The sequence below is a fragment of the Acetobacter malorum genome, from assembly GCF_001580615.1.
Taxonomy (GTDB): domain Bacteria; phylum Pseudomonadota; class Alphaproteobacteria; order Acetobacterales; family Acetobacteraceae; genus Acetobacter; species Acetobacter malorum.
This window is the reverse complement of sequence record NZ_LHZC01000036.1, coordinates 26,175-46,216: the sequence shown is the minus strand read 5'-3', so window position 1 is coordinate 46,216 and position 20,042 is coordinate 26,175. Positions and strand designations below refer to the sequence as shown.

The window sequence follows — 20,042 nt, the reverse complement described above, 5'->3', positions numbered from 1 at the left end:
CGTTTTCGCTGCACTCGTCGTCCGTCATAGCGCCAGTCTCCTTCATCTCCTCATCAGATTTTCCTGACGATGGTATCCTGCGCCTGGATAATCTCGCCATCTACATCCCGCACGATCAGCGGTGCCAGAGGCTCCCCCTTTTTCCGGTCGACCAGTTCCGAATGTGGCTCCCCGGGGCTGTAGCAAAACGCCTCTCCCCACTGTCTCAATCCGACAATGACAGGGAACAGCGCTTCTCATGACGCATTAAACATCCAAACATCCTATGTATTGACTCTGCGACCGCTTCGCAGTTACGTTTGATCCAACCTAATTCGTTGGACAAATTTTCAATGACCCAGTTGATATGCGAATGCGATCACACGAGCCATAAGCGCCGTTCTGGTAATATTTTTTATGACCGACGCAATCCATTTTTCTGCATTCTGCTTGGATGCGGTGTGGCTCTACCCTGTATTGGCCAAGCCACTGAAGAGAAAACTCACGACAGAAAACCGAAAACAGAAACCATCGAGGTGCGTGCGCAGTATCAGCACAAGGCGAAAGGATATGTTGCTTTCGACAGCAGTGCCGCCACCAAGACGGACACCCCACTCCGTGAAATTCCGCAGTCCATTTCCGTCGTCACGCGACAACAGATGGATGATCAGGTCACCCAAAACGTCGCGCAGGCATTGCGCTACACGGCAGGAGTTTATTCCGAGCCACGTAGTGACACGATATTCGATACAACATTTATGCGTGGGTTCGGTGGTTTTGCAACGTCGGCCAATTACGTGGGATTTCTGGACGGCATACAGTTACAACAGGGTCAAGGATGGGCCATTCCAACGGTAGATCCTTCAACTCTTGATCGGGTGGAAGTGCTGCGCGGCCCAGCTTCCGTGATGTACGGAGACGCCAGCCCCGGGGGCATCATCAACCTTGACAACAAACTTCCGTCTCTTTCAGCCCCTCGACAGATTGCAGTCGAAAGCGGCAGTCGCAACAGGATACAGGGCACATTCGATGTCGGCGGTGCCCTCACAGGCGATCAGACACTCCTCTATCGAATCAGCGGCCTAGGGCGTCGGGTCGATACCCAGATGCGGGACGCAAAAGAGCAGCGACTGGCTCTCACACCCACGCTGACGTGGAAAGCTACGCCACGAGTGAGCGTTGATTTCGTACTGAATGTCCAACGTGATCCGGACAATAACTTTGCAGGCTGGATCCCCGCACAGGGGAGTGTTCTGCCTGGCCCGCACGGGCGCATCTCCACGAAATTCAATCCGAGCCAGTCAAACTACGATGGCTACAACCGAACACAGATCATGCCGGAATACCGCGTAAAATATCACTTTCTTCCGGGATGGAACCTACAGCAAACCGTTCGCTACGAATATCTGAATACGAGTTTCAAGGGACTTGCAGTCAATTTCTCCAATCCCTACGACACTGACGGAAATCTCAATCGTTACTCGTCCTGGTCACGTGCTGATCTCAACGGTGTGGTAGCTGACACACGCGTGGAAGGGCATGTGACATCAGGACCACTCCAGCACCGCATTCTTGCTGGCGTAACATATGACCGCTCGGAATCCTCAATGCGCCAGTCCGCTTACGGGCTGGTCTCGGCACTTGACTATAGCGCGCCTGTCTATGATGCCAGCATCGTGCCTCCTGCCTTAGCCCAGAGCACAAGACAGGACTCACAACGTATCGGGGGATACATACAGGACCAGATCAGGCTCGGTCACTGGTCCCTGCTTCTGGGTGGCCGCCATGACTGGCTTACTATAAGGACGCGCGATCGGCTTTCCAATACGACAAGCACCCAACATGATTCAGCGTTTACCGGACGTGCCGGGCTTGTCTATCTTTTTGAAAACGGATTATCACCCTACGTGAGTTATTCGACGTCGTTCCAGCCGGTCGTGGGCGTCGATTATGAGGGGAAAGCATTCCAGCCAACCCGGGCCAGTCAGGTTGAAGGCGGCATCAAATATCAGCCTGTCGGTTATAGCAGTTTCCTGACGATCGCTGCTTACGACATCAATGAACGACACGTCAGCACCACGGACCCGGCTCATCCCTACTACTCCGTCCAGCGCGGTGGCGTGCGGTCCTGGGGCGTCGAATTTGAAGCCCATGCGGCGCTCACGGACAATCTAGGACTGATTGCGTCCTACAGCTACACGGATCCGACTGTTACACATGATCCGGATACAAGTCTGATCGGAAAGCGCCTTTATGCCGTGCCCAGACATATGGCGTCACTTTGGACGAACTATGCCGTCACCTGGGGACATCTACAGGGCGTCAACGTCAGTGGGGGCGTCCGATACGTGGGTTCAAGTGCGGGCGATGAAACCAACAGTTTTGCGGTTCCCGGCGTAGTGCTGTTCGACACGACACTGCGTTATGATCTCTCTCACCTGTCACCCAGCCTTCATGGATGGACACTGATGTTCAACGGCACCAACCTGTTCGACCGGAAATATGTGTCATCATGCTTCTCGGCGGGAGGATGTTTTTACGGAAACCGACGGACGTTCAAGACCGGCATTGCGTTTCAATGGTAGTATGAAGTGCGTACATTCTAATGCTAGGGTTGATCGATAGATTTTTTGATATCGCATTATATTAAATATATATTCCACAAATTATGCAATTTCTTCAGGAGCGCACTACACGGGCCATACGGCCCAGTTCAGGTCCGACACCGCGATAAGTCCTATAACTGAATATAAGAGGTTCCCATTTTGCCGGATCGATCTGACCGGACGTTTCATCGAGAATCCCGACCGCAGCGTGCTGTGCGACAGCTTTTGCGATAATAACAGAGAACCCCTCCGGGTCGTCCGAAACATCAGTCATGGTATTTACGATTGCCTCAATCTGGATCGGACACTCAGCAACGCGGGACGGTCCACCTTCGGTCGATGCGACCCGCGTCAGTCCCGCAGCTTTAAACTTGTCCCGACAATAAGAGAACTGTGCTGCTTTATGGTCTGGAACAGGATTTTTTCCTGTAAAGGTTGCAATTTGTTCTATCGATTTCCGCAGATCCGCAGAAGGAAGATTTACTGTCAGTCGGGGACGATGATGTAAGTTTTCGACAGCCTGGGACGCACATCCCAAGCCAAGCACCACAAAATCCCTGAGTGACCACGACGACGACATTGGCGTCAGATTGTCCGAGCCGTCACTGTTCTGCGTACAGACCAAGGCAACCGGAGTACCGTAATACATGCTTCGGGAGGGAATACGCATTCTCTTCATTATTATGACTCCTGAAGATACAGGTCGATTAGCGGAGTTCATTTGTTCGGGGCGCACTTTCCAAAATTATCGGGACTTCACGAGTTGATCCCTCTATGACGCGCCCCAAGTCTGGAGTCCCGCCTCCAAAAACTCCTCAACCTTTATGAATCAATTTGTTTCTGAACGAACTCTCACTTTAACATGCCCCCGGAAACACTCTTGACTTCAGACCGCATCAATCAGCAGGACGGTGGTATCAGTTTCTCCGTGCAGCCTTACCTCTGTTTCGTTGCAAATTGCCGCTCCCGCCCCGCTACTGACAGGCTGATCATTGATCTTTATCACGCCCGAAAGCACAACGAGGTAAAGCAGCCGTCCCGCTCCTGTGGTGTAGTGCGTCGTAACTCCCGACTGCAGGATCATGCCCATGATCCGCGCAGACGCACGAAGCGGAACTGGTTCGTCTGCTTGTCCGCTATCGGTGTCTTCGGGTGAATCCTCGGCGAAGCCACTCGCCAGAATGGCGAGCGCATTTTGCCCATGCCGAACCGGGCGGTGATGAACCACACTCTCCGGCACCCCGCCCTCCTCGTCCGGCAGCAACCATACCTGCACGAACGAAGATCCCGGGCTGGCAGCCCACCACGTTACGCCCTGAATTCCCTGCCCTGCACTGAGAAGATGGATGTCACCCTCTTGAAACTGGAGCGGCTCCCGACCGTCAACCTCGGCAAAAAAAGTGCCTTTGAGAACAATTGTGACAATATCCTTGGCATCCTCCTCCCTCAGCCGGAATTCGGCAAACGGCTCGAAGACAGCGGTATTGATTGCACGAATTTGCCCCCAGTGGACGTGAGCGGGATCGCGATATTCGGCGAAAGAGAAATGACAGCTAATGGTCACGCCAGGCTGCGTCACCGTCCCCAGATCCCGGGCAGAGCGAAGGGTGATCATGATTTTCCCTTTGGCGCTGATGTCGAGTCAGCAGCGTAACGTCGCTCCTGAACTGGGAACTGCCGCTCCCATCCCCCACCGAGCGCACGGTAGAGACGAGCCACCGAAGTGGAGACGTTGGTTGTGGCCTGCACAAGCTGGTTCTGGGTCGCCAGAAGCGCATTCTGCAAGGTCAGGACGTTCAGGAAGTCGGACGATCCCTGCACATACTGGGCCTGAGCCGTTTGCACGGCAATCTGGTTTTCCTTGACGGCTTCAGCGAGACGATCCCTCTGATTCTGCGCCGCCGAGAGATCAGCCATGGCGTCGTCGATTTCCTGCCAGGCTTTCAGGACTGTGCGCTGAAGCATGACAGCGGCCTCCCTCTGCTGCGCCTTGCGCAGGCGAAGCTGCCCCGTCAGGCGACCGCCTTCGAAGATCGGTAGTGTCGCTGTCGGTCCGAACCCGTACTGTCGCGATGCCCATGACCCTAACCCGCTGAACTGGAGCGCCTGCACATCCAGACTTCCCGACAGCGTGACACGAGGGAAGAAGTCGGCGATGGCCACACCGATATTGGCCGTCGCGGCATGCAAACGCTCCTCAGCCATACGGATGTCCGGCCGCCGTTCGGCCAGCTCGGACGGCAGACCAACCGGCACAGACACTGGCACGGGCGGAACCGGCGCAGGTTTACCAAGCTGCGCCGTGAGAGCACCCGGCTCGCGTGCAACCAGAAAACTCAGCGCGTTGATCAGATGCACTTCTTGGCTTTTCAGAACGGGAAGACGGGATTCAAAACTGTACAGTTGGCCCGTGGAATCTGCGACATCCAGGCGGGTCGCCGCACCTTGAGTAAAACGTAAAGTCGTTAGTTGCACGCTATGGCGCGCGATCCCTATGTTATTTTCGACAATCCCGATCTGGGCCTGCACCCCCCGCAGTTCGAGGTAGTCCTGCGCGGTTTCCGCCATGAGCGATACCAGCACGTCGCGCCGCATATCCTCGGTCGCGTGCATGGCCGCTGTCGCAGCCTCGACCTGTCGGCGGACATGACCCCAGAAATCCACCTCCCACGAGGCATTCATACCATATTGCGGCAGGTTGAAGGATGAAGCGCCTGCGGCCCCCGGAAGGCGTGTGGGACCAAATCCCTGCGTTCCACTCGCGATTGACCCTGCACCCTGCTCTTCCATGGTGCCAAGCAGACCCAGCACACCATTGGGACTGGCCCGCTCCCGCGCATAGGAGGCATTGGCTTCAGCGTGCGGGAACTGGGCAGCGCTCGCAATCCTGCGCTCCGCCATGCTCTCGGCGAAGCGATAGGCTGCTGCACGCAGGTCAAGATTGGCTCCCGCCACCTGCTGTTCAAGTGTGGTCAGGACGGGATCATTATAGATGTTCCACCATTCCGGATCGAGCGGCGCCTGTACCGGATGACTTTCAGCGGACACGACACTCTGATGCCAGGATGTTGGCGAGGCCGGTGATGATTTATGGTAATCAGGTCCGACCGTGCATCCTGCAATGGGTAGGCCGAGAGCCAGCCATGCGGCCAAGCGAGAACTTACTAGACGCACGGTGGCGATCATCGTCTTACTGCCAGACATAGCGCTCGTCCCTGGCCTTGCTGCCTTCCGGCGTTGAGGACGTATCGATGCGGACCTCAACGGACATGCCCACCCGCACACGAGCAGCCAGGGGCTGACCGGGATCAAAGGTTACACGAACCGGCAGACGCTGGACGACCTTGGTAAAGTTCCCGGTGGCATTGTCTGGCTGGATGGGGGCAAACGCTACACCGGTCGCGGGCGGTAAGCTGTCCACATGGGCGCGGAGCGAGTGACCAAGGAACGTATCCACCCATACCGTGGCTTTCTGTCCCGGCAACACATGAGTCAGCTGCGTCTCCTGAAAATGCGCCACAACAAAGGCATCCTGCACGGGCACCACGGCCATGAGAGCGGTCCCGGCATGGACGTAATTGCCGACGCGTACGCCACGCACACCTACAACACCATCGATAGGCGCAGGAATCGTGCAGTAGGACAGATCCAGTTCCGCCTGACGCAATTCTCCCTCTGCCCGGACGAGACTTCCTTTTGCCCGGTCAAGTTGTGCGGTCAGGACTGCTACCTGGTCTTTCGCGGCCTGGACACCAGCCTCATCCCTCGCCAACGTCGCGACTGTCTGCCGCGTCCCGGATGCTGTCCGCTGGCGCTGCTCGACCGTGCCAGCACCTCCTGCGGACAGATTCCGGTAACGCGCTTCATCCTGACGGGCGAATTCGAGGGCTGCCTCGTCGGCCTGCACTGTTGCGGCGGCTGCCGCGATGACTGCGTTCTGTCTGTTCAGTTCAGCCTGCAAGTTGGCGATATCTGCCCGCGCGACCGCGACGTTCCCCTGCGCAACTTTTAGTGCGGCACGGTAATCATCGTCCTCGATATGGGCGAGTTCTTCACCCGTATGGACCCGCTCATTGTCCCGCGCTTGCACCTGATCGATACGACCCGAAACCTTCGGGGCAACCAGCGTGGAGTAAGCCGTAACGTAAGCATCGTTGGTTTCGACATGGACACCGTCACCGAGAATGAGGTGGTCCGCGAACCAGGCGGCGGCGCCAAGAGCGACGACGCCTGCGCCGATCAGCATAAGATTTCGTGTACGTGGCATTTCAGCTCCAGAAATCCTCGGCAGCGTACTTGAACCGGTGCGTCAGCGAGGCAGGCAGGATGTTGGAAAGCGGGGTCACATCGTCCGCGCGTAAAGAACGAGAAGACCCGCAAAGCATAGGCCACCGATCTTCTCGACCAGGTTTGGTCGTGATGCGGCGACTGTGGGAGGCTTTGAACGGGGAAGAACGTAGCGAAGGCATCGGGAGAGGCCCGGCATCATCCGGGGTCGGCGCAATCTCACGTCATACCCAGCAAACCGTCGGTTGTTTTCGACGAGGCAGATGCCCAGAAGCTCCCGCAGGCTGACGTCGATGCTGGACACGTCTTTTGCTCCCGATACGGTGAAATTCGCGTCCTGCTCGCGCACATTTCCGTCGGCATCCATGCTTCTGACCATGCCGATCCGCTCCCATGCGAGGAACAGCCAGACACCGACCACACGGGCCTCGAACCATGGGCGCTTCCACAGCGGCACCGTGGCGCGATGCCACGCCAGCCAGTTGGCGAACAGGAGAATATGGCGACATTCTTCCTGCATGACCGGCTCGAACGTCTCGACCAGTTCGGCGGGAAAGAACCCGGAGCGCTTTGCCAGTTCGAACAGTCCGAAAGCAAAGAAGCTGTCTACGCACTCGGAAAAACCTGTGACCATATAGGCCCATTCCGTGTCACGCGGGGTGATGTACGGCGGCTCCTTGGCCATCGGTATCCCATAGGCCTCCACCAGCCGGGAGAGGACTTCCTTATGGCGATTTTCCTCCCACGCATTCCGGGCGATGGCATTCTTCATGTCAGGGTCGGCAATCGTCGCAGCGTAGGCCGCCATCCTGAGACGCGCCTTACCTTCGGTTTCAACCGCGACGTCCCAGATCGGCAGAGATGAGATGCGTCGCAATGTATCAGGATCAAGCCGGGGCCAGTCGATGACGGAAGGCCGGTACGGATTGAACGTATCGCGGAACATGCGCGACACCGCCCGCTTATGAGCAAGACTGCCCGGCTTCAAGGGGCCCGGTTCGCTACTCTGCCAGTGCCGGCTACGATAATCTGCATCGGCGAGCGCCTTGCTCCCGGCCTGCCCAATATCGCCAGCCTGGGGCATGTTCCCATAAATCCGCTCAAGATCAGTCCTGAATACTTCGATACTTTCATTGGGTGATAGGATGTTTTTAAACTCAGGAGTAGAGCGTGACACGGGATGCATCCTGTCTGACATGGTTTCGATCCTATGGCTTATTTGGCCGGGGTGCTGGCTGACGGCGCTCGTGGCGGATAAACCCGCTGGGGCAGGACCAAATTGAGGACAATGAAAGCGGCGCAGAGCCCGATCATCATGTAATAAATGTCCGCGCAGGCCAATACGAGGGATTGTTCGGCGACCTTGCCGTGGAGAAGAACCTGCGTATTCCACGTCAGGCGATCAGGATCGGCGATGTGGGGGGCCAGCAGCGTACTCGTGGGATCGCCCATCCCGTCCAGGGCATTCTGGTTATAACCGTAGATATCCAGCAACATGGTGGAGTGGTATTGCTCCCGCCGGCGCAGAAGCGCCGCGATGACTCCAGCCGCAATCGCATTGGCAAATCCCTTGGTCATATTAAACATGCCTGAGATGAAGGGGCCGTCCGCTGGTCCCAGCCCCATGGTGGCCAGCATCAGGATCGAAATGACCATCATCGGCTGGCTGACGACCTGCATCAGCTGGACAATATAGAAATTCTCACGCACCCAGTCTGAATCGATCCATGTCCCCAGCCAGTAGGATGCCCCCTGTATGGCCAGCCCGGCCATGAGGACAATCCGGCAATCAACTTTGCGAATATTACAGAGCGCAGACACCAGTGGCAGCGCGATCAGTTGGGGAACCGCCAAAATCAGCGCGATGGGCGCAGTCTGGATGGGCCGGTATCCCCTCACCTCTTCAAGGTAAACCGAGGGGATCTCTATGGTGACAACACAAAGAACGAGTACGGCCGCCAGGGTCAGCAGGGAGTCCGAGACATTTCTCTGTTTGAGCAACTGAATCCGGAAGAACGGCAGTGGATGGAACCATTCATTGATAATGAAAAGGATAAACAGAAAGCCACCACCACAGAACAGATGTGTAATAAGCGGTGAGCGGAACCAGTCGAGCCGGTCACCCTGTTCGAGAGCAATGACCAGCGAGCAGATCGCAGGCAGACCGGTCAACAGTCCCCTCCAGTCGAACTGCCTGAAGCGCTCCAGCCGCAGCGGATCCTGCGGTAGCCCCCATGCCACACAGATCATCGAAATCACGCAGAGCGGAACGATCTGCCAGAACAGGAACTGCCAGCCCACATATTCGAACCAGAAGCCAGCCAGTGGCACGCCGAGATTGGGACCGAACGTCGCCGTCAGCGCATAGGCGCCAAGACCATAAATCTTGATGTTGGGAGGGAGGAAGCGCAGCGCCACCGTCATGAGCATGGGAGGCAGGCAGCCACAGGCGAACCCCTGCAGGGTACGCAGAATCAGAAGAGCGCCAAGGTTCGGCATGAAAGGAGCCACGAGCCCAAGCACCCCAACCATTCCTGTCATGACGATAGTCAGACGTCGTATAGAGAACGTCACGGAACACCATGGCGCAAAGGCCATCGCTGAAATATTGAAGGCCTCGAACAGGGCAATAATCCACGTTCCCTCGTCGTGCCCGATATGGAGTTGCCCCTTGATATCGGCCAGTGCCATTTCGGTTGTATGCTCGTTGAAACCGGCCAGCAGCACGGCCAGCAACACACCGATCAGACCGGTGGCGAGACGCAGGCCGAACGCCGGACCTTTCGGAGGCGGTGGAGGTGGCGACGGCGCAGCAGGTATCGGTGCAGCCACCGCTTCCGCAAGGGGAAGGTCGATCCGGGTCAAACGACGCCTCTTTTAGTTGCAATAGGGATGTCTGCGGCGACTGTGATCGCAAAGACCGGGATCGGGAACACTCAAATATGAAAACATGACTCTCACCAACCGTAACGGTGAGAACGCATAAAATTATTGCAGCATCCTCATGCTTCTGGCAGGGTCACTTGTCACAAACATCCTATGTTCCTATCTATTTGGATACTACCAAGCAGATGGGTATGATCCGCCTTCAGTGCGCGGGAGGACTTTATTGATGACGCGTGGCTACGACCTGAACCTGTTACACGCCATGAATGTGCTGATTGAGGAATCGAGCGTTACGGGTGCCGCCCAGCGTCTTCAGGTCAGCGCGGCGACAATCAGCCGCACCCTGTCCAAGATCAGGGCAACCTTCGATGACCCGATCCTTGTACAGATGGGCCGCAACATGGTGCCGACCCCGCGCGCACTCCAGATGCAGCCGCGCATCAGCCGTATCCTCGCGGGCATGCATGACCTGATGCGCAGAGACGAGGAACTGGATCTTACGGGCATAAAACCTATCTTCACGATCCGGGCCGCAGATGTCGTCGTGGGACCATTCGCGACGAAGCTGCTTCAGACCTTACGGGGAGACTGTCCAGATGCTGCCGTTGTTTTTGCCAGTGAAACCGACGGAGACGATAGCGATGCTCTGCGGCGTGGGGCGATCGACCTGTATATCGGTGCAACCGAAAACCTCCGTCCAGAAATTATGCGACAGACACTATTCGAAAGCCGGTTTCATGCGGTCGTGCGCGCAGGCCATCCGATCCTGCTTGGTGAGATCACGCCCCAGTCCCTGGTTCAATACGACCACATCAGTGTGTCACGGCGCAGCCGGCGACATGGTCCCATTGATGACGCGCTGCAGGAAGAATTCGGCCTCAGCCGGAACGTGGCCCTTCTCGTCCCCTCGTATTACACCGCGATGCAAGGCCTGCACCGGACTGATCTGATCCTCCCGGTGCCCGATGTCGCGATAGAGCGTGACACACTGGACCGTCTTGGGTTGTACGCTTTTCCCCTTCCGCTCAAGCTCACACCCGTCAACGTCTTCCAGGCATGGCATCCCCGCCACGATTCAGATGTGGTGCATCGATGGCTGCGCCGCACAGTTCTCACTGTGACGAGTGGATGGCGCAACCGCTCACATGAGACCGTCCCGGAAGGAGACGTCTTCGTTCATTAAAAAAGGTCGGATGATCTGCCCTTTAACATCTTATGGAGAATAGACATGACTACTTCAGATGCTTCGAAAGTATTCGATACAACCGGTTTTCCACTGGTCTGTCTGAATCCGGACAAAGTAGTCCCAGGTTACGCGGCAAGCTGGAAAGGCGAGATGACCGCCCTTCTGGAGCGCGGCACCCCGTTTGCCCTGATTTACCCACCTGCTCCAGAAGAGGATCACGATGACAGAAAGGAGCGAGGACTCTGGCTTAAGACAAACCGCGAGCCCCTTTCCAGATTATGCAGGGTCATGATCCTGATTGAGCCCGATGCGACACGACGTTCGGCTCTGGAAGAGATGTTTCCGGGCGCGGAACGCGCGTTCGGTGTTCCTCAGATGGCCACCGCGTCGAAGGCAGAAGCCGAAATCCTTGCCCACCATGTTCTGGCCAGCAGGTAGATGACCGTGGCATGCGGCTCAGTCCCTGTTCCCAGTATGATCGGAAAGGGCCTGCACGAGCGGCCGGACGACCGCGCTTGCCGCACGAGCCGCGCGCGTGCCATCTCCCTGCTCGATTGCCCGGAATATCCGTTCATGGGCGGCGTATCCGGGTTCAGGCAGCCCATGCTCTTCCATGACGGCACGCCCTGCCTGACGCGCCGCAACAAGAAAGTATCGATAAAGTTCAACCAGGGCTTCATTATGGGTCGCTTCGGCGACCGCCAGATGAAATGCCGTATCCGCTTTGAGAAACCGATCAAGGTCACCGCCCGCAGCCCACTCTCCGCGCACCTTGAGCGTTTTCTCCAGCTTCCGAATATCCCTGGCGGTCCGATGTCCTGCAGCCAGTCGGGCCGCTTCCGTTTCCAGAATGACACGCAGTTCAAAATGATCCCGGAGGCTGGATCGCGTGACACGCCGCATAACTGCGGCAGGGTCAAGTTCAAAGCGGACATAAGTTCCGTCCCCCTGCCGGACTTCCAGCACGTCAGCATGGGACAGGACACGAATAGCCTCCCTCACCGTATTCCGCCCAACCTGCAACATCTCGGCAAGTTCGGTTTCTTTTGGGATACGCTCTCCGACGGGCCAGGCCCCGCTTTCGATTTTTTCCCGCATGGCATCAATCGCGCAATCGACGAGGGAAAGACGGGGAAGTTGGGAAAGTGAGGATGATCCAGACATAGGAGGAATTATAGCCTGAAATGATATGTAGTCCTATGGGTTATCGCCCAGTTCTGAATGGATAAAGCAAAAGGTTACAAAAACATGAGAAAAAATGGACTTTGCAATGCCGATCTAAAATATGTGTTACGACCACATCAGAGCAAGACGGTGTGACGGGTCATGCGCCGCCCGCCCTTCGATCTGTGGCAACTGCTATGCGTGCGGGCAATCGCCGAGCACGGCAGTATCCATGGCGCGGCGCGTTTCCTGAACACCCGCCAGTCGGCCGTCAGCCGCTCCCTGCACAACCTGGAGGAGCGGCTTGATGTCAGGCTGTTCACCCGCTCTCCGGTCGGTGCCGCACCAACTGCGTTCGGCCAGGAATTCATCCGCTGGACCCAGACGATCCTGGATAATGTGGCGAGCATGAACGCCCGAGCACGACGGACAGGTAAGGGCGAGAATGGCCAGATTTCCATCGGCATCCAGACCTGCGTCCTGCCTGGACGACTCTCGGATTTCACAGCGGAGTTCCGCGCTACACATCCTAATATCGTGTTTCGCTATTCCGAGGGTATTCTCATATCATTCATGACTCGCCCTCCCCTCCCGTGCCGCCGTCATACGCCAGTATTTGTGCGACGCGCCTGTATCCGGGACCACCCATAACTACGATTCCGCACGCTGGAGCCCGCGCGGGCACGACTTCCCGTATTGCGTATTGCCATTGAAATAACAGTCATCTGTCCGGATCGTATGTCTGTTTTCCTTGCCTTGCGGTCGGAAGAGAGCAACGATGACGGACAGACCCAGCCAGTCCATTGCCCCGGCGTATCGGCCGCCAGAGCCCGAGTTGCGGCTCGTCCTACGGCCCAATACCCCCGACCCGCGCCTGATAGCGCTGGTCCGCCTCATGGCCCGTCGTGCGGCACGGGACTGGTTCCGGTCGCAGCAACAGGAGCAGCGCCGCCGCTCCGGACCGTAAGGGATACCCCGTCATGAAGGTCGCGCTCTACGCCCGCTATTCCTCCGACAACCAGCGCGACGCCTCGATCGCCGACCAGCTTCGGGTCTGCCGCACCCACGCGGAGAAGCAGGGCTGGAGCATCGTCGAGGAGTATACCGACCACGCCATCTCGGGTGCCTCCCTGATGCGGCCCGGCATCCAGGCGCTGATCGCGGATGCACAGCGCGGACGGTTCCAGATCGTGCTGGCCGAAGCGATGGACCGTTTGTCCCGAGACCAGGAGGATATCGCCGGCGTCTTCAAGCGCATGAACTATGCCGGCGTGCGGATCGTCACTCTCTCCGAGGGCGAGGTTTCCCACCTCCATGTCGGCCTCAAGGGCACGATGAACGCCCTGTTCCTGAAAGACCTGGCTGAGAAGACCCATCGCGGCCTGCGCGGCCGGGTCGAACAGGGCAAGTCCGGTGGCGGCAATGCCTACGGCTATGATGTCGTACGCAGGCTCGACACCAATGGCGAGCCCATCCGGGGCGACCGCACCATCAATCCAGCGGAAGCCGAGGTCGTCCGTCGTATCTTTCGCGACTTCGCAGCCGGGCTGGGACCGCGCGCCATCGCCTTCCGTCTCAACGACGAAGGCATCTCCGCACCGGGTAGCAGTGCCTGGGGTTTCTCGACCATCAACGGCAACCGGCTACGCGGCACCGGCATCCTCAATAATGAGATGTATGTGGGCAAACTGGTCTGGAACCGGCAGCGCTTCATCAAGGATCCCGATACCGGCAAACGCCAGGCCCGACCCAATCCGGAAGCCGAATGGGTGATCCAGGAGGTGCCGGAACTGCGGATCGTCGACCAGGAACTATGGGACGCGGTCAAGGCGCGGCAGGCCAGCGTCAGCGCCAGCCGGGACACACGCGATACATCCTCGCCCGATCATTTCCGTGAGAAACGCCGTCCCCGCTACCTGTTCTCCGGCCTCAGCAAATGCGGCTGCTGTGGTGGCGGCTATTCGATGATCTCCGGCACCTTGCTCGGCTGCTCGACGGCCCGCAACAAGGGCACCTGCGACAATCGCACCAATATGCGCCGCGAGGAACTGGAACGGCGCGTTCTCGACGCCCTGCGTCATCACCTTATGGACCCGGACCTGTTCGCCGAATTCTGCACAGCGTTCACCACTGAGATGAACCGGCTGCGCATGGAGGCGTCGGCCGACATCGGCGCGGCTGAGTCAGAACTGAAGCGGGTCGAGCGCGACATCCAGCGCCTGATGGATCTCTATCTTTCGGAAGCCATCTCGATCGAGACGGTCAAGGAACGCGGATCGAAGCTCGAAGCCCGTAAGGCGGAGCTGACGGAGTTTCTTGCGACCGCCGAGGCGCCCCCGCCCCTGCTCCATCCCCAGATGGCGGAATTCTACCACCGACAGCTCGCGCGCCTGCACGACATGCTGCATTCCGAGCTGGACGAGAAACGCCAGGAGGCGGCCGAGGTGATCCGTTCGCTGATCGAGGCCATCATCCTCACGCCATCCGACAAGGGACTACAGATCAATGTCCGGGGCGATCTCGCCGGCATCCTAACGGTTGCGTCGGTCGGACAAACGAAAACCCCAGTCCGTTTCCGGACTAGGGTTCGTGATGCGTTGGCATCGCAAGTTCAGATGGTTGCGGGGGCAGGATTTGAACCTGCGGCCTTCAGGTTATGAGTTTGACAGCAGGGCCTACGCCACACCGCGAAATATCCGTATACCCTACGCCAATATACGACTATCCTATTATTTTAATTGCATAAATCGTGCAATTCCGCTCAACTTCCTACGCTCGCTCACGCTGACGTTTCAGTCCCATTTGCATCCTATACGCATCCTGCGGAGGAAGCCATGCCCCGGATTTCAAAGCGCATCATCGCAACCCTTCAACCTGCCGAGAAGGACTACATCGTCTGGGACGATCAGGTCGCCGGCTTTGCCTTACGGGTCTGGCCTTCCGGCCGGATGAGCTATGTGGTTCATTACCGGACCAACGGCAGATTCCGCCGTTATACGATCGGCCATCATGGCCCGTGGACGGCGGATAAAGCGCGGGATGAGGCGATCAAGATTCTCGCCCGCGTGAAGGATGGCGGCGATCCCAACGTCGAACGCGGAGAAGAGCGCTCCTGCCCGACCGTCAACCAGTTCAGCAAAACTTTCGTCGAACGGCATGTGAACACGCATCTGAAACCCACGACTCAAGCCGAGTACAAGCGCGCGATCGACCTTTTCATCAAGAAAAAGATTGGCAACCGGAAGATGGCTGCCCTTACCCACTCCGATGTGGTCGCTTTCCATCATGCCTATCGCCACATTCCATATCAGGCCAACCGGACCCTGGGCGTTCTGTCAAAAATGTTCTCGCTGGCAATCCTGTGGGGCGTCCGGAAAGATAACGTGAATCCCTGCCGGGGCGTGAAACGCTACAAGGAGCTAAAACGTGAGCGTTACCTCACGGCGGACGAACATCAGCGCCTTGGCCAGGCGCTCAATGATGCTCGCTCTACGATGCCTGAAGCCGTCAATGCGCTCCAGCTCCTGCTTTTAACCGGCTGTCGCCTGCGGGAAATCCAGCGCCTGAAATGGGAATACGTCCATCTGGACGAAGGGGTAATAAGGCTGCCGGACACCAAAAGTGGTGCCCGCACGGTTCAGTTGGGCGAGAGTGCGATCGGCTTGCTTGGAGACATCCCAAGGGTCGAGGGCAATCCCTATGTTATCACGGGACGGAAAGACGGTGGCCACCTGACTGATCTGGAGAAGCCGTGGCGGCGCATCCGAAAGGAAGCCGGGCTGGAGGATGTCCGGATTCACGATCTCCGCCATTCCTTTGCATCCGATGCGCTGGAACTCGGCGAGGATCTGATCATGATCGGGAAACTGCTGGGTCACCGGGATCTCAAATCGACCGCACGTTACGCCCACCTCAAGAAAGAGCCCATCCAGCGCGCGGTCAAAGGGATCGACCTAAAAATTTCTGCTGCCCTTGCCCTACCCAGAGAAACACTGGAGGCTACGATTGATTAGCCTGCGTCACGCAAAGTGGTGTCAAAACGATTAATGATACCCCGACCGTGCAAGCCTCTGTCAGACGTTCGCGAAACAATCAAGTCGTCTTTGCACCAGTACGAATAAAAGAGAACAGCACCGTCGCGTCCAAATCATAAAGGAGAGAAACGACGACGATATTCAAATCCACGAGACCGCTAGAATTATACAAATAATACTTTAAATATACATCATTAATATACCTCTAAAGGCCTAATCCATTCTATAATTCCATGAGACACTTGATATTTACTTCAAGGCGTTCCCTATCCTTAATCTCACATTCCCATATAACATGGACACGCCAACCTAACTTCTGCAATGCGATCAGCGTCTCTTTATCTCGCACGCGATTGCGTTCAATTTTTTTTGTCCAATACTCTGTGTTGCTTTTCGGAATCCGTGCTCCTCGTGGACAATCATGCCCATGCCAAAAGCATCCATTCACAAATAAAGCCAATTTTCGACCTGGAAAAACCAAATCTGGAGAGCCAGGAAGATCTTTACGATGGAGCCGAAACCTGTATCCCATTGCATGGATAAGCTTTCTTACCACCAATTCCGGGCTCGTATTCTTCGACTTAACTGCCCTCATAGTTCGTGAACGAACAGGATCTACTTTCATCCATCAAATTCAATTCTGAGGCTTGGGTCGCTCTCGCACTCGGCGATAATTTTATTATAATGATCGATAATATCCCTCACCGCCGTCTGTCTGGCGTCCCGTTCAAAGGTACTCCACTCATAAACATTCGTCGCTAAAAATTGCTCGATTTCAATAATATCAAGGCGATCGTCTACTCCAACCTGCTTGGCGAGTGCTTTGGCGCCACCTACCCCATCTTCTGTAGTCACAATAAGAGGACGTAAACCGGAACTGAGATTGTCCTGGCATTTCCGAATAAGCGCTTCTCCAGGCGCAGTTGTGACATGAATAGCCACATCTCCGATCAAAAAATCTCCTGAGCGATTAGATGGCGCATCCGCAACCGAAAAACCGTGATGACGAATACTACCTTTTGTGATCACATTTAGTTTGGCTCCGACCAGATGCTGCATAACAGCGCCCGCATACATGGTGCCGGAAACCTCACGTTGACGTTCTACGGCCTGCGCCAAAAGATCTCTTACACAAGCCCGTAAAGAGCGTGATGGATCAAGTTTGAAAGTAAACGGAAGAGCATCAAAATACGCCTGAACACGCTCTACCCAATATTTCTCCGCAGCGTCTAAATCCAATAAATTGTGAAAATGCAGATCGTTTAAAACATCAATGTATGCATTCATTCTCTCCATATTCCCTCGACTGGTTCTACCCCCTTCACTAGAGAGAATACGCTCAATGCCATGGTCTTTAAGTATTTTCTTTACCGCCCCACCACCCAATCCGGCGACTTGCCCACCTTTTGTTGTTACGAACGAATTTTTATCTAACGGGAACTGCTTCGATGCCGCATTCCTCGTTAGGATCAGAGCAAGAGATAAAGACCCTTTTGACAAGCCAATATAATCATCGTCAAACGCCGCCAATACTGCTCGTTGTGATAACATCATAAATCTTTCTCAACTCGTCGAATTGCCGTCATTTCTGAGACCTGTTCTATCGTGCCAGCACGTCGCACAACTGTCTGACGCATCAACTCACTTCCTCGCATTTCCATCCGAAAGTCGACATGATGGATTTCCTCGGCATATCCACCAAAAGCAGCATTAAAAGCCGCGAGAATTTCAACTTCTCCAATATCCCGTCCTTTAACGAAAGGAATAGAAATTGAAGGGATATTCTCAGGAAACAGATAGATACACGGAGGAGGCACACAAAAAGGACCAAGATTGGTCAACCGATCACCGTCTACGGATTTTGGGCAAGGTCTACCAATTGTCGCACAAACCATATCCCACAACAGCACCCCATCCACCTGCTGGTTCCGCGCAATCATTTCAGCGCTAAGACGTGTGTGAATGCCCGACCAAGCGTTTCGTTGAGGATCTGCACCAGGATTGGAACAGATACTCCAGATCACAAACTCATCAGCGAGTGGCGGTCGTTCAAAAATATTCGTGTTATTCCCATCAAGACAGCCCTTAAGGTCAATAACAGCAACACGTCCACTATTTAGACGAACAATATAATCATTACGGTTTGCATTATCTGTCAGATCCCATCCAGCAATAAAACCGCCGTCTTCCATATGATTCAGCGCATGCTGAACAAACTCTCGTTTGCCACGCATAGTGGCCGAAAACTGGCCACGGACACGCTCTATCGCGCCACGGAACAAACCAGACTGATAGAACTCTCGCTCACCTAAACCATGATCGCCAAGTTTATGTGCTTCTGTTTTAAGTGTTTCGGCAAATCTCTCGATTTGATCGCGCAATCCCTTGTTCTGTTTACAGGGAATAATGGTCATGCCGCTTCCTGTTTCCCTTCGGAAACCATGCCAAGTAGCGGTTCCAGGATATGCTGCGCCAGATGACGAACGACAGGCACAGCTACGCCATCCCCTGTCAGGTGATAAGCTTCATTATAATTCTTAGGCAGCTTGTAATGATCTTCGAGCCCCATCAGCCTTGCTGTTTCACGAGTGGAGATTAGCCGCGACCGAACCTTTTGGCCGTCAACAACAATAATCGTCTGACGGCTTGAACCTCCTGCCGGCGTCCGAAGACAACCAGCGATATCGTCAAACCGCACTTCAGCACGCTGAACCTTCGCCCCGTTTTCATCAAGACGTGTTCGTCTATAGATGGCTCCCACCATGCGCCTGCCCGCACGTTTTGCAGCATTTACTTTGGCAAGATTGGTGGCGGACATCATCGAAATCAATCTTTCGGTTTCGCTGGCTGTATGCCAAAGCACTCCAGTAGGCGCTTCCTCAATCAGATCAGCGAAAGTTGTATGCCGATGCGATGGAGTGGGGATATTCCACCACAAAAATTGAGTTTGCGCCTTTTTTGATATTCCCTGAACAGCCCTCTTCAATCCATTGGTGTGAAACGGGTCAAGCGGTTCAGGAGATAACAATGAAGGATGAATTTCCACATCCTTATGCACCCCGATCATGAACAAGCGAGGACGTGACTGGGGCACAAACAATGAGGCGTTGATTACGAGCGCTCCATACCGATATCCGGTCTCGACAAGAGCCCGACAGATAGCGTCGAAGTCCTGTCCCCCATGAGAGGTCAGCGTGCCAATGACATTTTCAAGAGCTATAATTTTCGGGGATCTTCCCTCTGAAACGAGCTCTCTCACGACATTCCAGAAAGGATAGAAGGTGCCAGAACGCTCTCCTTTGAGACCTGCGCCCCCTCCAGCCAACGACAAATCCTGGCATGGGAATGAACCCCATACGAGATCCGCAACACCAGGTAAGTCTTCAACACGGACATCATTGACGTCCCCAACCCGCAATTCTCCTCCCGTCCCCCAGTTGGCCTGATAACTCAGACTTTTTTTATGATCAAAATCATTGGCGAACAGACACGTCCAGCCGGCCCCCAGTCCCGCACGGGCCATCCCGCCGCCAGCAAAAAATTCGTAAAAACTAGGCATTGGCTGCAGACCTGACGGCATCTTCTTGTAACGACACCACCTCACGCGCGAGCTTTTCTTCAATCGCTTCCGCTATCCAAGTGTTACGAGACACTCTTCCAGCCCTTTTTGCGCGCGCGTCATCAATCGCACCAAATGTCTCCGTAGAGAGACGCAGATTGATCCGGTCCATCGCGCGAACTCCCGAATTTTCTGTAGCATGGGTCATGGCGCCATGATGGCGCCAAAATATTCGTATGTCCAGACGAATGTTCCTGACTTGTTCTCAAAAATAAACCTGAAAAAGAAATCATTCGTATCAGACGATATCGACGATCTATCGGAGCCTATCAGACGTATAT

General features: G+C 55.6%; 18 protein-coding genes and 1 pseudogene. 7 read left to right on the top strand and 12 right to left on the bottom strand.

Going from position 1 to position 20,042, the window contains the following annotated elements; translation table 11 throughout:
* Positions 1–332 precede the first annotated feature (332 nt).
* Positions 333–2,564, top strand: a complete 2,232-nt coding sequence (locus AD930_RS02850) for a TonB-dependent siderophore receptor (RefSeq protein ID WP_061505036.1) — start codon at positions 333–335, stop codon at positions 2,562–2,564.
* A gap of 94 nt (positions 2,565–2,658) precedes the next feature.
* Here AD930_RS02850 and AD930_RS02845 read toward each other — a convergent pair whose 3' ends face one another.
* From AD930_RS02845 to AD930_RS02820, 6 genes are all read right to left on the bottom strand, one after another.
* Positions 2,659–3,264 (bottom strand): flavin reductase family protein, encoded by a 606-nt coding sequence (locus AD930_RS02845; protein WP_061505035.1) that lies wholly within the window; start codon positions 3,262–3,264, stop codon positions 2,659–2,661.
* Positions 3,265–3,471: 207 nt separating this feature from the next.
* Complete coding sequence (locus AD930_RS02840; RefSeq protein WP_061505034.1) at positions 3,472–4,200, bottom strand: pirin family protein; 729 nt, start codon at positions 4,198–4,200, stop codon at positions 3,472–3,474.
* Positions 4,197–5,789, bottom strand: a complete 1,593-nt coding sequence (locus AD930_RS02835) for an efflux transporter outer membrane subunit (RefSeq protein ID WP_082781642.1) — start codon at positions 5,787–5,789, stop codon at positions 4,197–4,199. Before AD930_RS02835 ends, AD930_RS02840 begins: the two co-directional genes overlap by 4 nt.
* On the bottom strand, positions 5,776–6,852 hold the full coding sequence (locus AD930_RS02830; RefSeq protein WP_061505033.1) for an HlyD family secretion protein: 1,077 nt from the start codon (positions 6,850–6,852) through the stop codon (positions 5,776–5,778). The genes AD930_RS02835 and AD930_RS02830 overlap by 14 nt, the downstream gene beginning before the upstream one ends.
* A 75-nt stretch (positions 6,853–6,927) precedes the next feature.
* Positions 6,928–7,956: a ferritin-like domain-containing protein gene (locus tag AD930_RS02825; RefSeq protein ID WP_244150473.1), complete on the bottom strand. Its 1,029-nt coding sequence runs from the start codon at positions 7,954–7,956 to the stop codon at positions 6,928–6,930.
* A gap of 131 nt (positions 7,957–8,087) precedes the next feature.
* On the bottom strand, positions 8,088–9,737 hold the full coding sequence (locus AD930_RS02820) for an MFS transporter (protein ID WP_082781641.1): 1,650 nt from the start codon (positions 9,735–9,737) through the stop codon (positions 8,088–8,090).
* 247 nt (positions 9,738–9,984) lie between these two features.
* Between AD930_RS02820 and AD930_RS02815 the strand changes: the two genes are divergently transcribed.
* Entirely contained in the window at positions 9,985–10,941 is a 957-nt protein-coding gene (locus AD930_RS02815) for a LysR family transcriptional regulator (protein ID WP_061505031.1), read from the top strand.
* A gap of 45 nt (positions 10,942–10,986) precedes the next feature.
* Positions 10,987–11,382 (top strand): hypothetical protein, encoded by a 396-nt coding sequence (locus tag AD930_RS02810; RefSeq protein WP_061505030.1) that lies wholly within the window; start codon positions 10,987–10,989, stop codon positions 11,380–11,382.
* Between the two features lie 18 nt (positions 11,383–11,400).
* Here the strand turns inward: AD930_RS02810 and AD930_RS02805 are convergent, their stop codons facing one another.
* A complete protein-coding gene (locus tag AD930_RS02805) occupies positions 11,401–12,108 on the bottom strand; it encodes a FadR/GntR family transcriptional regulator (RefSeq protein WP_061505029.1) in 708 nt (235 codons plus the stop codon).
* Between the two features lie 162 nt (positions 12,109–12,270).
* Between AD930_RS02805 and AD930_RS02800 the strand changes: the two are divergent.
* From AD930_RS02800 to AD930_RS02785, 4 genes and pseudogenes are all read left to right on the top strand, one after another.
* A pseudogene (locus tag AD930_RS02800) lies at positions 12,271–12,666 on the top strand (LysR family transcriptional regulator); the annotation flags it as partial.
* Between the two features lie 220 nt (positions 12,667–12,886).
* Complete coding sequence (locus tag AD930_RS17325) at positions 12,887–13,075, top strand: hypothetical protein (RefSeq protein ID WP_082781640.1); 189 nt, start codon at positions 12,887–12,889, stop codon at positions 13,073–13,075.
* 13 nt (positions 13,076–13,088) lie between these two features.
* Positions 13,089–14,768 (top strand): recombinase family protein, encoded by a 1,680-nt coding sequence (locus AD930_RS02795; protein WP_082781646.1) that lies wholly within the window; start codon positions 13,089–13,091, stop codon positions 14,766–14,768.
* A 174-nt stretch (positions 14,769–14,942) separates the two neighbouring features.
* The gene (locus AD930_RS02785; protein ID WP_061505028.1) at positions 14,943–16,121 is read left to right on the top strand and encodes a site-specific integrase; all 1,179 of its coding nucleotides are present in this window, start codon (positions 14,943–14,945) and stop codon (positions 16,119–16,121) included.
* Between the two features lie 244 nt (positions 16,122–16,365).
* Here the strand turns inward: AD930_RS02785 and AD930_RS17320 are convergent, their stop codons facing one another.
* From AD930_RS17320 to AD930_RS02765, 5 genes are read right to left on the bottom strand one after another with little or no spacing between them, the layout of a single operon-like run.
* On the bottom strand, positions 16,366–16,767 hold the full coding sequence (locus AD930_RS17320) for a very short patch repair endonuclease (RefSeq protein ID WP_035353463.1): 402 nt from the start codon (positions 16,765–16,767) through the stop codon (positions 16,366–16,368).
* Positions 16,764–17,696, bottom strand: a complete 933-nt coding sequence (locus tag AD930_RS02780; protein ID WP_061505027.1) for a DUF4928 family protein — start codon at positions 17,694–17,696, stop codon at positions 16,764–16,766. Before AD930_RS02780 ends, AD930_RS17320 begins: the two co-directional genes overlap by 4 nt.
* Positions 17,693–18,556, bottom strand: a complete 864-nt coding sequence (locus tag AD930_RS02775) for a hypothetical protein (RefSeq protein ID WP_061505026.1) — start codon at positions 18,554–18,556, stop codon at positions 17,693–17,695. Before AD930_RS02775 ends, AD930_RS02780 begins: the two co-directional genes overlap by 4 nt.
* Positions 18,553–19,701: a DNA cytosine methyltransferase gene (locus tag AD930_RS02770; RefSeq protein ID WP_061505025.1), complete on the bottom strand. Its 1,149-nt coding sequence runs from the start codon at positions 19,699–19,701 to the stop codon at positions 18,553–18,555. Before AD930_RS02770 ends, AD930_RS02775 begins: the two co-directional genes overlap by 4 nt.
* Positions 19,694–19,909, bottom strand: coding sequence for a hypothetical protein (locus AD930_RS02765; RefSeq protein WP_061505024.1), 216 nt, complete (start codon positions 19,907–19,909; stop codon positions 19,694–19,696). Before AD930_RS02765 ends, AD930_RS02770 begins: the two co-directional genes overlap by 8 nt.
* Positions 19,910–20,042 lie beyond the last annotated feature (133 nt).

What these genes read in the sequence shown, in the direction of transcription:
- AD930_RS02795 (WP_082781646.1), top strand. Translation starts at nt 13,089, where the DNA reads ATGAAGGTCGCGCTCTACGCCCGCTATTCCTCCGACAACCAGCGCGAC.
- AD930_RS02825 (WP_244150473.1), bottom strand. Translation starts at nt 7,956, where the DNA reads ATGCCCCAGGCTGGCGATATTGGGCAGGCCGGGAGCAAGGCGCTCGCC.
- AD930_RS02830 (WP_061505033.1), bottom strand. Translation starts at nt 6,852, where the DNA reads ATGCCACGTACACGAAATCTTATGCTGATCGGCGCAGGCGTCGTCGCT.
- AD930_RS02805 (WP_061505029.1), bottom strand. Translation starts at nt 12,108, where the DNA reads ATGTCTGGATCATCCTCACTTTCCCAACTTCCCCGTCTTTCCCTCGTC.
- AD930_RS02775 (WP_061505026.1), bottom strand. Translation starts at nt 18,556, where the DNA reads ATGACCATTATTCCCTGTAAACAGAACAAGGGATTGCGCGATCAAATC.
- AD930_RS02840 (WP_061505034.1), bottom strand. Translation starts at nt 4,200, where the DNA reads ATGATCACCCTTCGCTCTGCCCGGGATCTGGGGACGGTGACGCAGCCT.
- AD930_RS02835 (WP_082781642.1), bottom strand. Translation starts at nt 5,789, where the DNA reads ATGTCTGGCAGTAAGACGATGATCGCCACCGTGCGTCTAGTAAGTTCT.
- AD930_RS02765 (WP_061505024.1), bottom strand. Translation starts at nt 19,909, where the DNA reads ATGACCCATGCTACAGAAAATTCGGGAGTTCGCGCGATGGACCGGATC.
- AD930_RS02850 (WP_061505036.1), top strand. Translation starts at nt 333, where the DNA reads ATGACCCAGTTGATATGCGAATGCGATCACACGAGCCATAAGCGCCGT.
- AD930_RS02785 (WP_061505028.1), top strand. Translation starts at nt 14,943, where the DNA reads ATGCCCCGGATTTCAAAGCGCATCATCGCAACCCTTCAACCTGCCGAG.
- AD930_RS02845 (WP_061505035.1), bottom strand. Translation starts at nt 3,264, where the DNA reads ATGAAGAGAATGCGTATTCCCTCCCGAAGCATGTATTACGGTACTCCG.
- AD930_RS02770 (WP_061505025.1), bottom strand. Translation starts at nt 19,701, where the DNA reads ATGCCTAGTTTTTACGAATTTTTTGCTGGCGGCGGGATGGCCCGTGCG.
- AD930_RS02810 (WP_061505030.1), top strand. Translation starts at nt 10,987, where the DNA reads ATGACTACTTCAGATGCTTCGAAAGTATTCGATACAACCGGTTTTCCA.
- AD930_RS02815 (WP_061505031.1), top strand. Translation starts at nt 9,985, where the DNA reads ATGACGCGTGGCTACGACCTGAACCTGTTACACGCCATGAATGTGCTG.
- AD930_RS17320 (WP_035353463.1), bottom strand. Translation starts at nt 16,767, where the DNA reads ATGAAAGTAGATCCTGTTCGTTCACGAACTATGAGGGCAGTTAAGTCG.
- AD930_RS17325 (WP_082781640.1), top strand. Translation starts at nt 12,887, where the DNA reads ATGACGGACAGACCCAGCCAGTCCATTGCCCCGGCGTATCGGCCGCCA.
- AD930_RS02780 (WP_061505027.1), bottom strand. Translation starts at nt 17,696, where the DNA reads ATGATGTTATCACAACGAGCAGTATTGGCGGCGTTTGACGATGATTAT.